This is a genomic window from Streptomyces sp. NPDC127098, from assembly GCF_042722465.1.
Taxonomy (GTDB): Bacteria; Actinomycetota; Actinomycetes; order Streptomycetales; family Streptomycetaceae; genus Streptomyces; species Streptomyces millisiae.
This window is the reverse complement of sequence record NZ_JBHXFJ010000032.1, coordinates 47,438-59,575: the sequence shown is the minus strand read 5'-3', so window position 1 is coordinate 59,575 and position 12,138 is coordinate 47,438. Positions and strand designations below refer to the sequence as shown.

The 12,138-nt window shown below is 72.7% G+C and carries 13 protein-coding genes; 9 read left to right on the top strand and 4 right to left on the bottom strand.

Annotated features, from left to right (window positions below):
• Window position 1: 1 nt before the first annotated feature.
• Window positions 2-1,036 carry a LacI family DNA-binding transcriptional regulator gene (locus ACFWI8_RS20845; protein ID WP_387093590.1) on the bottom strand — a complete coding sequence of 345 codons (1,035 nt, stop codon included), beginning with the start codon at window positions 1,034-1,036 and terminating at the stop codon, window positions 2-4.
• Window positions 1,037-1,260: 224 nt separating this feature from the next.
• Here ACFWI8_RS20845 and ACFWI8_RS20840 point away from each other — a divergent pair, with 224 nt between their 5' ends.
• The 7 genes from ACFWI8_RS20840 to ACFWI8_RS20810 all read left to right on the top strand — a co-directional run bounded on the left by ACFWI8_RS20840 (window position 1,261) and on the right by ACFWI8_RS20810 (window position 7,799).
• Window positions 1,261-2,283, top strand: coding sequence for a polysaccharide lyase family 1 protein (locus ACFWI8_RS20840; RefSeq protein WP_387093587.1), 1,023 nt, complete (start codon window positions 1,261-1,263; stop codon window positions 2,281-2,283).
• Window positions 2,284-2,347: 64 nt separating this feature from the next.
• Window positions 2,348-3,085, top strand: a complete 738-nt coding sequence (locus tag ACFWI8_RS20835) for a phosphotransferase (protein ID WP_387093584.1) — start codon at window positions 2,348-2,350, stop codon at window positions 3,083-3,085.
• An 81-nt stretch (window positions 3,086-3,166) separates the two neighbouring features.
• Complete coding sequence (locus ACFWI8_RS20830; protein WP_387093581.1) at window positions 3,167-3,886, top strand: GntR family transcriptional regulator; 720 nt, start codon at window positions 3,167-3,169, stop codon at window positions 3,884-3,886.
• The gene (locus ACFWI8_RS20825) at window positions 3,883-4,881 is read left to right on the top strand and encodes an ADP-ribosylglycohydrolase family protein (protein WP_387093578.1); all 999 of its coding nucleotides are present in this window, start codon (window positions 3,883-3,885) and stop codon (window positions 4,879-4,881) included. The genes ACFWI8_RS20830 and ACFWI8_RS20825 overlap by 4 nt, the downstream gene beginning before the upstream one ends.
• 62 nt (window positions 4,882-4,943) lie before the next feature.
• The gene (locus tag ACFWI8_RS20820) at window positions 4,944-6,410 is read left to right on the top strand and encodes a purine-cytosine permease family protein (protein ID WP_387093575.1); all 1,467 of its coding nucleotides are present in this window, start codon (window positions 4,944-4,946) and stop codon (window positions 6,408-6,410) included.
• A complete protein-coding gene (locus ACFWI8_RS20815) occupies window positions 6,407-7,345 on the top strand; it encodes a PfkB family carbohydrate kinase (RefSeq protein WP_387093572.1) in 939 nt (312 codons plus the stop codon). Before ACFWI8_RS20820 ends, ACFWI8_RS20815 begins: the two co-directional genes overlap by 4 nt.
• A gap of 58 nt (window positions 7,346-7,403) precedes the next feature.
• Window positions 7,404-7,799, top strand: a complete 396-nt coding sequence (locus ACFWI8_RS20810; RefSeq protein ID WP_387093569.1) for an alpha/beta fold hydrolase — start codon at window positions 7,404-7,406, stop codon at window positions 7,797-7,799.
• A gap of 27 nt (window positions 7,800-7,826) precedes the next feature.
• Here the strand turns inward: ACFWI8_RS20810 and ACFWI8_RS20805 are convergent, their stop codons facing one another.
• On the bottom strand, window positions 7,827-8,465 hold the full coding sequence (locus tag ACFWI8_RS20805) for a TetR/AcrR family transcriptional regulator (RefSeq protein WP_387093567.1): 639 nt from the start codon (window positions 8,463-8,465) through the stop codon (window positions 7,827-7,829).
• Window positions 8,466-8,586: 121 nt separating this feature from the next.
• Here ACFWI8_RS20805 and ACFWI8_RS20800 point away from each other — a divergent pair, with 121 nt between their 5' ends.
• A complete protein-coding gene (locus ACFWI8_RS20800) occupies window positions 8,587-9,372 on the top strand; it encodes an SDR family NAD(P)-dependent oxidoreductase (RefSeq protein ID WP_387093564.1) in 786 nt (261 codons plus the stop codon).
• On the opposite strand, the gene ACFWI8_RS20795 is transcribed toward ACFWI8_RS20800, so the two are convergent.
• Window positions 9,369-10,754 carry a serine hydrolase domain-containing protein gene (locus ACFWI8_RS20795; RefSeq protein ID WP_387093561.1) on the bottom strand — a complete coding sequence of 462 codons (1,386 nt, stop codon included), beginning with the start codon at window positions 10,752-10,754 and terminating at the stop codon, window positions 9,369-9,371. The two genes, ACFWI8_RS20800 and ACFWI8_RS20795, sit on opposite strands and share 4 nt — an antisense overlap.
• Window positions 10,755-10,762: 8 nt before the next feature.
• The gene (locus ACFWI8_RS20790; protein WP_387093558.1) at window positions 10,763-11,020 is read right to left on the bottom strand and encodes a hypothetical protein; all 258 of its coding nucleotides are present in this window, start codon (window positions 11,018-11,020) and stop codon (window positions 10,763-10,765) included.
• Window positions 11,021-11,176: 156 nt separating this feature from the next.
• On the opposite strand from ACFWI8_RS20790, the gene ACFWI8_RS20785 reads away from it, so the two are divergent.
• Entirely contained in the window at window positions 11,177-12,133 is a 957-nt protein-coding gene (locus ACFWI8_RS20785; RefSeq protein WP_387093555.1) for a helix-turn-helix domain-containing protein, read from the top strand.
• Window positions 12,134-12,138 lie beyond the last annotated feature (5 nt).

Here is a 12,138-nt window from a genome sequence, read left to right as displayed (position 1 = left end):
GTCAGCCGCCCGGTGGCGCGGTGGAGGCCCGCACGACCAGTTCGGTGGCCAGCTCGACCCGGGGCTGGGCCGGCACCCGGCCCCCCGCCAGAGTGAGCACCATGGTCGCGGCGGTCGCGGCCATCTCGGTCAGCGGCTGGCGGACCGTGGTCAGCGGCGGCACGGTCCACTGGGCCGGCGGCAGGTCGTCGAAGCCGACCACGCTCAGCTCGTCCGGGATGCGCAGCCCCGCCTCGGCGGCCGCGAGGTAGACGCCGAGCGCCTGGGCGTCGTTGCAGGCGAACACGGCGGTGGGCGGTTCCGGCAGCCGCAGCAGTGCCCTGGCGTGCGCGAGGCCGCCCTCGGTCGTGAAGTCCCCGGTCCTGACCAGCGCCGGATCGGCCGCGATGCCGGCGGTGTCGAGCGCGGTGCGGTAGCCGTCCAGCCGGGCTCGGCTGGCCATGGAGTGGTCGGGCCCGGTGATGACGGCGACGCGCCGGTGGCCGATCCCGAGCAGGTGCCGGGTGGCCGACAGGCCGCCGCCCCAGTTGGTGGCGCCGACCGAGGGGGAGGCGTGCGCGGGCTCCCCGCCCGGGTCGACGAGGACGAACGGGATGCCACGGCTGCGGAGTTGACCGCTCTGCGCGTCGGTCAACACGGCGAACACCGAGATGACGCCGGTCGGCCGGCGTGCCAGGACCTGCTCGACCCAGCCCTGGTCCGGGGTGTGCCGGCCCTGGAGTTCGGACAGCACCACGGCCAGCCGGTGCTCGCGTGCCACCCGCTGGACCCCGTTGATGACCTCTATCGCGTACGCGTCGCGGGTCTGCCGGAAGACGAGTTCGAGCAGTGGCGCGGGGCCCCCAGCGCGCCGCTTCTGCCGCAGGTGGCCGTGGCGGCGGATGACGTCCTCGACCCTGGCGCGGGTGTCGGGGGCGACGTCCGACCGGCCGTTGATCACCTTGGAGACCGTCGAGACGGAGACGCCCGCCCGCTCGGCGATCTCGGCGCTGGTCAGCGGCTCGGCGCGGGGGTCGCCCGCTGCGGTGCTCGACATGGCCGGGAAGTCTAGCCCGACACCTCGAAAATTTCGAAGCCTTCTCCCTCGAACCTCCCCTGGTTCCAGGGTGCTTGACGGCCCTGCGGAATGCTCCTACGGTTTCGACGCCGCTCACTACCGATTCGGCCGCCGATATTTTCGGTCGGCCGGAGCAGGGCGGTGACCGTGAATGGAAACGCTCCCATGGCCTGTCGGCCCCCCACGACAACTGGAGAGTGTCCATGCCCAAGACAACCGTGACGCGACGCCGGGCGCTGCTCGTCGCGCTCGTGGCCGCCCTGTGCGGCTCGCTGCTCGGGGTCCCCGCGGCGCGGGCCGGCGACGCCGCGCCGGCGGCCGGGCCCGGCGTCGCCGCCTGGCCGAACACGCCTGACGGCTTCGCCTCGACATCCGGCGGCACCACGGGCGGCGCGGCCGGCCCGACGGTGACCGTGACGAACTTCGCGGACCTCAACCGCTACGCCACCGCGTCCACCCCCTACGTGATCCGGGTGGCGGCGCCGATCACCGTCACGCCGTTCGGTCACGAGATCCGGGTGACCTCGAACAAGACGATCGTCGGGGTCGGGACCTCAGGCCACATCGTGAACGGCGGCTTCTTCCTCAACGGGGTCTCCAACGTCATCATCCGCAACCTCACCATCCGCGACACCCGGATGCCCGACGACGACCCCGGTGACGACGCCTACGACTACGACGGCATCCAGATGGACGGCGCCAACCGCGTGTGGATCGACCACAACCGCATCGAGCGGATGAACGACGGCCTCATCGACAGCCGCCGCGACACCACCAACCTCACCGTCTCCTGGAACATCCTCAACGAGGGCAACAAGTCCTTCGGGATCGGCTGGACGGAGAACGTCACCGCGCGCATCACGATCCACCACAACTGGATCCGCAACACCAACTCGCGCAACCCCAGCACCGACAACGTCGCCTACGCGCACCTCTACAACAACTACATGCAGAACATCACCGGTTACGGCAACTACTCCCGCGGCCAGACCCGGATGGTCATCGAGAACGGCTACTTCCAGAACGTCAAGGACCCCTACTACCGGGACTCCACCGCCACCCTCACCCAGACCGGCTCCATCCTGACCGGCACCACCGGCCGCCAGGAGGCCGGCGGCACCACCTTCAACCCCCGCGACTTCTACTCCTACACCCTCGACCCCGCCAGCCAGGTCCCCACCGTCGTCGGCCAGGGCGCGGGACCCCGGCCCGACATCGGTAACTGAGGCACCGGGGCCGGGCGCGCCCACCACACCCCCGACGCGTGCCCGGTCCCGGCAGACTGGGGGCATGAACGAGTCGTCGCTGCCCGGGGGTTTCGTCAACGACGTCGTCCGCGTCGGGGACACCGTGCGCCGCCCCGCGTCCGCCCGGGCGGCGTTCGTCCGTGAGCTGCTGCGGCTGTTCGAAGCCGGCGGCTGGGCGGGCGCCCCGCGCCACCTCGGCGTGGACGAGGGGGGCCGTGAGGTACTCGGCTACCTCGAGGGGCATGTCGCCTGGGAGCCGCGCCAGCCCGCCGCCGTCTCCTCTGACGAGAGCCTGCTGGCCGTCGCGCGGCTGGTGCGCGAGTTCCACGACCTGACGGCGGGCACCGCGCTCGCCGGGTCCTGGGAGGTCGTGTGCCACAACGACCTGTCGCCGAAGAACACCGTCTACCGGCCGGTCGACGGCGCGCTGCGGCCGGTGGCCTTCATCGACTGGGACCTCGCGGCGCCGGGCGCCCGGGTCCACGACGTCGCCCACGTCTGCTGGCAGTACCTCGGCCTCGGCCCCTCGGTGGCCGACGTCGCGGAGGCGAGCCGGCGGCTGCGGCTGGTCGCCGACGGCTACGGCCTGGCGGACCGCGGGGATCTGGTGGCGACGGTGCTGTGGTGGCAGGACCGGTGCTGGCGCGGCATCGAGGCCCAGGCCGAGGCGGGCGACCCCGCGATGGTCCGGCTGCGCGACAGCGGGGTCGTCGAGGAGGTGCGGGCGGCGTACCACTGGGTCTCCGCCCACCGCGACGGCCTGGAGCGCGCGCTGCGCTGAGCGGGCCGGCCCGGGGGGCGGTCGGAAGAATCTTGCCGGTGGCTATGGACCGGACGGGATGCCCGTGGCTATGTTCTAGACATGCCTGGACAGGTACACAAGCATCAGCGCATCGCGCGCGTCCTCGCCGACGAGATCCGCGCCGGGGTCCACTCCGACGGCAGCAGGCTGCCGGGGGAGCACGCGCTCAGGGAGCGGTTCGGGGTCAGCAGGACCACGCTGCGGCAGGCCCTGAAGGTCCTCGGCGACGAGGGGCTGATCTCCACTCACGCCGGCATCGGCTCGTTCGTCACCTTCGACGGTACGCCCCTGGACGGGCGGCGCGGCTGGACCCAGGCGCTGGCCGAGCAGGGCGTGCGGCTGACCACCGAGATCCACCGGTTCGAGACGGTCGCCGACCCGGCGCTGGCCGCCGAGCTCGGCGTCGACTCGGACGTCTTCGTCGCGCTCGACCGGGTCAGGCGGCTCCCCGACGGGCAGGGCGTCTCGCTGGAGCGCAGCCGCGTCCCGGCCACCGGGGACCTCGCCGAGCTGCCCCGGCGCGGCCTGGCGGACGGCTCGCTCAACACGGCGCTCGTCGCCGCCGGCCGGATCACCGCCTCGGGCGAGGGCCTGGTGTCGGTCCGGGCGATCGACGCCGGGGAGGCGGCCGTGCTGCACCGCTCGCCCGGCGAGCCCTTCCTCCAACTGGCCAAGGTCAACCGCGCCGCCGACGGCTCGGTCGTCGAGCGGATCACCAGCCTCCTCGACCCCGCCAGGTTCCAGCTGCGGATACGTTCCCACGAAGGAGATCCCCGGTGACCGCCCCGTCCCAACTCGACCGCGCGCTCGGCGCCTCCTACGGACTCGCCCTCGGTGACGCGCTCGGCATGCCGACCCAGTCGATGTCGCGGGAGCAGGTCCGCCGCGTGTACGGCACGATCTCCGGCTTCCGCGACTCCGCGCCCGACAACCCGATCAGCGCGGGCATGGCGGCCGGCTCCGTCACCGACGACACCGAACAGGCCGTGCTCGTCGGCCGGCTCCTCGTCGAGGGGCTCGGCCGGATCGACCCGCTGCGCCTGGCCCGGGAACTCCTCGACTGGGAGAAGGAGATGAAGGCCAAGGGGTCGCTCGACCTGCTCGGCCCCTCCACCAAGGCGGCCCTGGACGCCGTCGCCCGTGGCGTGCCGCCGGCGGAGGCCGGCAGGTTCGGCACCACCAACGGGGCCGCCATGCGCGTCACCCCGGTCGGCGTCGCCTTCCCCGCCGAGCCGCTCGAACCGTTCCTCGACCGGGTCGTGGAGTCCTGCCAGGTCACCCACGACACGACGATCGGGATCGCGGGCGCGGCGGCCGTCGCCGCCGCCGTCAGCACCGGCGTCGCCGGCGGCACCCTCGACGAGGCGGTGCGCGCCGCCGTCGCCGCCGCCCGGGCCGGGGCCAGGCGCGGGCACTGGATCGCCGGCGCCGACGTCGCGGCCCGCATCGAGTGGGCCTGGCAGCTGGTCGGCGGGCAGTCCGAGGAGCGGTCCTTGGAGCTGATCTCCACCCTGGTGGGCACCAGCGTCGCCACCCAGGAGTCCGTCCCCGCGGCGTTCGCCGTCCTCGCCCTGGCCGAAGGCGACCCGTGGCGCGCCGCCGTGCTCGCCGCCAACCTCGGCGGCGACACCGACACCATCGGCGCCGTCGCCGGCGCGATCGCCGGCTCCGTCGCCGGACTCTCCGCCCTGCCCACCGACGCCGTGCGCACCCTGCGCGACGTCAACTCCCTCGACCTCGAACCCCTGACCGCCCGGCTGATCGCCCTGCGCTGACGCGCCGCCGACCCGCCGCCCACCACCCCCGTCCCATCGCACCACCGAAGGAGGCACCGAAGATGAGCGTTTCGAAGACGAACGATCGCGTCGGCGCCGTTGAAACCCGCGGCATCGAGCCGGTCCCCGACCACGAACGGCACGGCCACGCGGGACAGATGTTCTGGACCTGGTTCGCCGCCAACATCAGCATCCTCGGCCTTCCGCTCGGCGCCACCCTGGTCGCCTTCCGGGGGCTCAACATCTGGCAGGCGGTACTCGTCGCCCTCGTCGGCTCCTTCGGCTCCTTCGCGCTGGTCGGCGCGCTCAGCCTGGCGGGCAAGAAGGGCGGCGCCCCGGCGCTCACCCTCTCCCGGGCCGTCTTCGGGCAGCGCGGCAACGCGGGCCCGACGCTGGTCAGCTGGCTGAGCCGGATCGGCTGGGAGATCATCTCCACCACCACCGCGGCCTACGCCCTGCTCGCCATGCTCGACATCGCGTTCGGCCTGGACCGCGACACCGTGCTCACGCTGCTCTGCCTGCTGGTCTTCATCGCCTGCACGCTGCTGATCAGCGGCCTCGGGCACGCCACCATCATGTGGATCAACAAGTGGGCCACCGTCGTCTTCGGCGTCCTCAACCTGATCGTGATGGGCTTCCTGGTCGCGACGGTCGACTGGAGCCGCGTCCTGGACGCGCCGGCCGGCGCCACCAGCGGCGTGATAGCGGGCATCGGCTTCGTCGCCGCCGGCACCGGCATCGGCTGGGCCAACGCGGGCGCGGACTACGCCCGTTACCTGCCGAAGGAGATCCCCGGCAGCCGGCTGGTCGTGGCCTCCGCGTTCGGCGCCGGCATCCCGCTGCTCCTGCTGATCTCGCTCGGCTCCCTGCTGACGGCCGGCGACGACACGCTCGCCACCTCCTCCGACCCGGTCGCCGCCATCAACGAGATGCTGCCGTCCTGGATGGCCATCCCCTACCTCGTCGCGGCGTTCGGCGGGCTGCTGATGTCCAACCACCTGTCCACCTACTCCGCGGGCCTGACCATGATCACCCTCGGCCTGCGGGTGTCCCGGGTGTGGGCGGTCGCCCTCGACGTGGTGCTGATGTTCGCCGGCGGCATCTACCTGATGCTGATCGCGGACGACTTCTACGGCCCGTTCTCCACCTTCCTCACCCTCCTCGCCGTCCCCATCTCGGCGTGGATCGGCGTGGTCGCCGTCGACTCGCTGCGCGGCCGCGCCTACGACCCGGAGGCGCTGATGGACACCACCGGCGGCAGCCGCTACTGGTACACGGGCGGCTTCCGGCTGCCCGCCGTCCTGGGCTGGGCCGCCGCCATCGTGGCCGGGCTGCTCTTCACCGAGGCGGCCACCAGCACCGACGTGTGGTTCGCCGGCCCGTTCGCCGACACCTGGGCCGGCACCAACGGCCTCGGCTGGGCGATCGCGATGGCCACCGGTGCCGCCGTCTACGCGCTGGCCGGCCGGGCCGCCGGGCCCGACGCCGAGGCCACCCCGGCGCCCGCCCTCCAGGGAGCCGGCCGATGAGCCGCCGCCTGGTCCTGGTCGGGAACGTCATCGCCGACCTCGTCATCGAGATCCCGGCGCTGCCGGAGCGCGGCGGCGACGTCGTCGGCTCGCGCACCGAACTCACCGTGGGCGGCGGCTTCAACACCCTCGTCGCCGCCCGCCGGCTCGGCACCGCCGCCGTCTTCGCCGGGCCGCACGGCACCGGACCCCACGGCGACCTGGTGCGCGCGGCGCTGGCCGCCGAGGGCGTCGAGAACCTCCTGCCGGTCCGCATCGACGGCGACACCGGGTTCACCGTGGCCCTGGTCGACGGCGGCGGCGAACGCACCTTCGTCACCAGCTTCGGCGTCGAGGCGCGGCTCGCCGAGCCGGAGGTGGCGGCCGTCGCCGCCGAGATCCGCCCCGGTGACCTGGTCCAACTCTCCGGCTACGCACTGGCCTTGCCGGCCGTCGGGCCGCTGCTCGCCCGGCTCGCGACCGGGCTGCCGGCCGGCGTCACCCTCTGCCTCGACCCGGCGTCGCTGGTCGCCGACATCCCGCCGGCCGTCCTCGACCCGGTGCTCGCCCGCGCCGACTGGATCAGCGCCAACGCCCGCGAGGCGCGGCTGATGACCGGCCACGAGGACCCCGCCGCCGCGGCGGCGGCCCTCCGCGCCCGGCTCGCGCCGGGCGCCGGGGCCGTGCTCCGCGCCGGCGGCGCCGGCTGCTGGCTCGCCCTGCCGGGCGCCGAACCCCGGCATGTGCCGGGCTTCCCCGTCCACGCCGTCGACACCAACGGCGCCGGCGACGCGCACGTCGGAGCCTTCCTCGCCCGCCTCGCCCAGGGCGAGACCCCGGCCGCCGCCGCCCGCACCGCCAACGCGGCGGCCGCCTACGCCGTCACCCGCAGCGGCCCGGCCACGGCCCCGACGAGCGCGGAGCTGGCGGAGTTCCTCGCCGGGGGCGGCGCCTGACCCGACCGGGGAACGCCGTGCCGTCCAGCACGAACGACGTCTCCAGGTTCCGCAGGAAGTGCGCGCCGCCGCCGAGCGGGAACGGGAGTTCCGGACCCTGGCGTGGTTCACCGACCACGCCGACCGCGAGCGGGCCTGGGAATGGGCCGCCGAGGACGCCGCCGCGCCCCACCGCGTCAACTGGACGGCCAACCGCCGGCTGGCGGCGGAGACGGACGCGTGGCCGGCGGAAGCCGTGCGCGACGGCTGCCGCCGCGTCACCGCCCCGATGGCCGTCGTCCACGGCACCGGCGACCCACGCCCGATCACCGCCGCGGCCGCGCTCGCCGACGCCCTGCCACACGGCCGGCTCCACGCGCTGCGCGACGCCGGCCACCACCCGTGGCGCGAACGACCGACCGAGCTGCGCGCGGTCCTGCGCGCGGCGCTCGCCGCGAACGGGCACGAGCGCTGAACGCGCGGTGGTGGCTTCGGTGGTGTCTCAGGCTCCGTGGGTCCCCGGTGCGCCGTATCGGGCGAGCATGGTCAGCACCGCCTGGTCGACCGCGTGGGTGATGGCGGAGTCGTCGGGCTCCCAGCGGGCGAGCAGCATCCGCGGCCAGAACACGTAGTTGGAGATCATCCCGAGGAACTGGGTCGCCGCCATCTCCGCATCGTCAAGGCGGGCTGTACCAGCGGCGTTCTCCGCCGCCAGGTAGCGGCGGACCGATTCGAAGTAGGGCATCTTGCCGAGCTTGAACTGGGTCTCGCCGAGCTCGGGGAAGCGCGGTACCTCGGCGATGACGATGCGGAAGAGGGCAGCCATGCCGGGCTGGGTGAGAAGCGCCACGTATCGGCGTCCGATGGCCTCGAGCCCGGCACGGAGGTCCCCCGGCTCGGGGAGGGGAGCCTCCTCCTCGTCGACCTTCCAGTATTCGGTGACGATCGCCTCGAACAGGGCCGCCTTGGTGGCGAACTGCTTGAACAGCGTCGCCCTCGACACTCCGGCCGTCTCGGCGATGCGGGCCAGCGAGGTGCCGTCGTAGCCGGAGTCGAGGAACAGCCTGGTGGCCGCCTCGATGATGGACGTCCGCTTCTGCGCTGCCACGCGCCGGTGGTATTCCGAAGGCTGTGCCGTCATGCCCTCAGTATGCCCCTGGCTGCGAGGTGAGTCACTTGACTCACCTCTGGTTCCGCTCTTACCTTGAGGCAAGAGGTGAGCCACTCGGCTCACCATTAGCGTAAGCCTGGAAGGACGCACCATGGGACGCTTCGAGGGCCGGACCGTCATCGTCACGGGCGGCAGTGGGGGCATGGGCAGCAGCCATGTGCGGGGCTACCACGCCGAGGGGGCGAACGTCGTCATCGCCGGCCGCGACGACGACGCCGGCCGCGATCTCGCCGCTCAGCTCGGTCATCGGGCGCTGTCCGTTCACCTGGATGTCGCCAGCGAGGACGACTGGGCGGCGGTGGTGCGAGACGTCGAAGGCCACTTCGGGCCGATCACCGTCCTGGTGAACAACGCGGGCGTCCAGAACCCGGCGGCCCTTGTCGAGCACACCGAACTCAGCGCCTGGGAGCGCACCTTCAGCGTCAACGTCACCGGCCAGTTCCTCGGCATCAGGGCCGTGGCTCCGTCGATGCGCAGGGGCGGTGGCGGAACCATCGTCAACATCGCCTCGACCATGGCCCACGTCGGCACGGCCTTCTACGCCCCCTACACCGCCAGCAAGTGGGCCGTGCGCGGGCTGACCAGGACGGCCGCGCTGGAACTGGGGCGGGACAACATCCGGGTCAACTCCATCCACCCCGGCGTCGTCTCCACACCGCTGATCAACGAACCCACCGTCGCGGGTCAGCCGGCCATCGCCGACGTCTACTCGCCCGATCCCTTCGCCATCCCCCGCCTCGCCGAACCCGCTGAGATCACCCGCCTGTTGCTCTTCATCACCTCCCAGGACGCGTCTTTCGCCACGGGCTCGGAATTCGTCCTGGACGGGGGCCTGCTGCTCGGCCCCGCACTCCAACCCGAACCGCTCATTCCCTAGGCGCGGACGTGGTGCGGCGAGGCCGTCCGCGGGTGCACCCGGCAGTTGGTGTGCAGGTACCGCGCGGGCCCGTCCGTGAAGTCGTGGATCGCGACCGTCTGGACGTCCTCCAGGGCATGTGTCGGCGGCACCAGGAAGTGCGTCTCGCTCACCGGGAGCAGTTCGTACCTGACGCGGTCGGGTTGCTGGACGAGCTGCGCCTGCGTGGGGTCGAGGACCAGGGTCAGGTACAGCTTTCTTCCTTCGGCCGACACCTCGTAGCGGGTGCCGGGGCGCTCGTAGACGCCTTCGTACCGGGCCGGGTCGAGGTTCAGTGTCGGGTCCGGGGCGGGTGGGGCGGGGATGGTGGCCGTGCCGAGGTCGGTGAGGATCTCGTTGAACACCGCGTGGTAGAAGCTCTCTCGCGGTCCACCGTTGGTCAGCATCGTGAGGGCGGTGTGCGAGTCCGGCAGCAGCCGTAGCCGGGCGTTCTGGCCGATGGTGCTGCCGTCGCTCGCGTAGACGGTCTGGCCGTGCCAGTCGCACACGATGAGCCCGAGCGCCCATGCGGGCCCGAACAGGTACGGATCCGGGACGGGTACCCGCGACCGCGTCATCTCCCGGACGCTTTCGGCCGACACGATCCGGTTCCCGTTCGGCGCCACGCCCTCGTTGAGGAGGACGTGTGCCAGGGCGAGCACGTCCCGGGTCGTCGAGGTGATGGTGCCGCCGGCGCCGAAGGCGCGTGGCAGGTGGTCCACCGGCGTGACGACGGGGCCCTCCGCCAGGGAGCGGAGCAGGTGCCCGGTCGCGGCCCGGGCCGGGTCCACCTGCTCGTGCCGGCTGTGGGTGCTGGTGAGTCCCATCGGTGCGAAGAGGCGGTCCCGCATGACGTCGTCCCAGCGCTTGCCGTCGCGGACTTCCAGGATCCGCCCGAGGATCGCGTAGCCCAGCGCCGCGCTGTAACCGTGGGTGTGGCCGACCGGGAAGACCTGGGGCGCGTCGGCGATGTTCTCGACCATGCGTCGGAGGACGTCGTCGTCTTCGCCGGGATCGCCGTAGGTCTCCTCGATGCCGTTGGTGTGGTGCAGCAGGTGACGAGGGGTGACGGTGGCGGCTGCCTCGGGGTCGGCGACGGTGAAGCCGGGCAGGTAGGTCCGCACCGGCTCGTCCAGGTCGACACCCCCCTCGTCGACGAGCTGCATGATGGCCAGCGCGGTCCAGGTCTTGGTCATCGATCCGCACTGGTAGACGGTGTCCGTCGTCGCCGGCTCACCCGTCCGCACGTCCCGGACGCCGACCGCGAACTCGGCGAGCTCTCCCTCGTGGAGCAGCCCGATCGCGGCGCTCGGGATGCCGTACCGGGCGAGGAGTTCGGCGACCCGGGCGCGTGCCCTCGGCACGTCGAGCCTCATCGCGGGAGACCGACCGCGTTGGCGGCGTCCGCCTCGACGTACTCCGTCGTGGCGTGGGCGCCGGCGTGCGCCTCGAAGAAGTCCCGGACGGCGTCGATGGAGTCGCCGGTGATGATGTTCACCGCCCTCGCCCCGTCCCTGCTCGCGACCGCCACCTTCCAGGCGGTGCCCCTGGGGAGTTTGGCATGGGCCTTCTTCAGGCCGCTCCAGAACTTGTCCTGGTCCGAGACGGTCGATATGGCCAGCACGTGCATGGCGGCTTCCTCTCTTTCGATTCGCGGAAAAGCTAAGTTGCGTTTTTTGCCGAGTCAACTCCGGCGCCACAAAGTGCCAGGTCAGCTCCGGAATCGTTGCAACAAGCCTGCGGCGAAATGCAATTACCTCAGATGGCCCGTTGCAATGTACTGTCGATGAAGACAAGGAGGGAGGGGGTGCCGGTGCCCGGCGGCAGGCTGACCCACGAGGACCGTCAGCGGATCGCGGCGTGGCTGGCCGACGGGCTCGGCTACGCCGAGATCGGACGGCACCTCGGCCGGCCGACCTCCACGATCAGCCGCGAGGTCGCGCGCAACGGGACACCCGGTGACTACCGGGCCGCCCGCGCGCAGCGGGCCGCCGATCACCGAGCGCGCCGAAGCGGGTCGGCGCGACCGGTCGAGCCGACGACCGACCAGCGGCCGGCCGAGGCGGTGCGCGTCTTCGTCGACCAGTTCGCCACCGTGCTGGCCGCGACGGGCATGCCCCGGATGACGGCCCGGGTGTTCGTCTGTCTGCTCACCGCTGACGAAGACGGCCTGACGGCCGCCGACCTGGTCCGCCGGCTACGGGTCAGCCCGGCGTCGGTGTCCAAGTCCATCGGCTCCCTCGAAGCCATGGACCTGGTCGGTCGCCAACCGGACCCCGGCACCCGCCGCGACCGGTACGTGATCGACGAGGACGTCTGGCTCCGGGCGTGGGGGACCGACACCGGCGCACACGGCCACGTCGCGGACGCGGCGCGGCGGGGCGTCGAGATCTTCGGCGCCGACTCGCCCGCCGGCGCCCGACTCGGCGCGATGGGCGAGTTCTTCACCAGGCTCAGCGAACAGATGGGCGGCAGCGGCCTCGCCGAGGCCGGCGCGCACGACGCGCTCACCGTGCTCGCCGCGCTCGTGCACGCCGGCCGACCGCTCACCGTCAGCGCGCTGGCCGGCGCGCTCGACTGGCCCGCCGACCGGGTCACCGCCGCGCTCGACGCCATCCGGCGTCGACCGGCCATCGCTGACCCGCTGACCCTGCGGGTCGGCGCGGACGGCGCGTACACCCTCACTACGCGACCGGACCGGCTGAGCCCGGCGCAGCGCGCGGCGCTCGGTCGGCTCGACTGACAGAA

Bases quoted from the DNA above. Each gene is read 5' to 3' on its own strand.
- ACFWI8_RS20800 (WP_387093564.1), top strand. From the start codon at position 8,587: ATGGGACGCTTCGAGGGCCGGACCGTCATCGTCACGGGCGGCAGTGGG.
- ACFWI8_RS20815 (WP_387093572.1), top strand. From the start codon at position 6,407: ATGAGCCGCCGCCTGGTCCTGGTCGGGAACGTCATCGCCGACCTCGTC.
- ACFWI8_RS20830 (WP_387093581.1), top strand. From the start codon at position 3,167: ATGCCTGGACAGGTACACAAGCATCAGCGCATCGCGCGCGTCCTCGCC.
- ACFWI8_RS20785 (WP_387093555.1), top strand. From the start codon at position 11,177: ATGAAGACAAGGAGGGAGGGGGTGCCGGTGCCCGGCGGCAGGCTGACC.
- ACFWI8_RS20840 (WP_387093587.1), top strand. From the start codon at position 1,261: ATGCCCAAGACAACCGTGACGCGACGCCGGGCGCTGCTCGTCGCGCTC.
- ACFWI8_RS20835 (WP_387093584.1), top strand. From the start codon at position 2,348: ATGAACGAGTCGTCGCTGCCCGGGGGTTTCGTCAACGACGTCGTCCGC.
- ACFWI8_RS20820 (WP_387093575.1), top strand. From the start codon at position 4,944: ATGAGCGTTTCGAAGACGAACGATCGCGTCGGCGCCGTTGAAACCCGC.
- ACFWI8_RS20845 (WP_387093590.1), bottom strand. From the start codon at position 1,036: ATGTCGAGCACCGCAGCGGGCGACCCCCGCGCCGAGCCGCTGACCAGC.
- ACFWI8_RS20805 (WP_387093567.1), bottom strand. From the start codon at position 8,465: ATGACGGCACAGCCTTCGGAATACCACCGGCGCGTGGCAGCGCAGAAG.
- ACFWI8_RS20790 (WP_387093558.1), bottom strand. From the start codon at position 11,020: ATGCACGTGCTGGCCATATCGACCGTCTCGGACCAGGACAAGTTCTGG.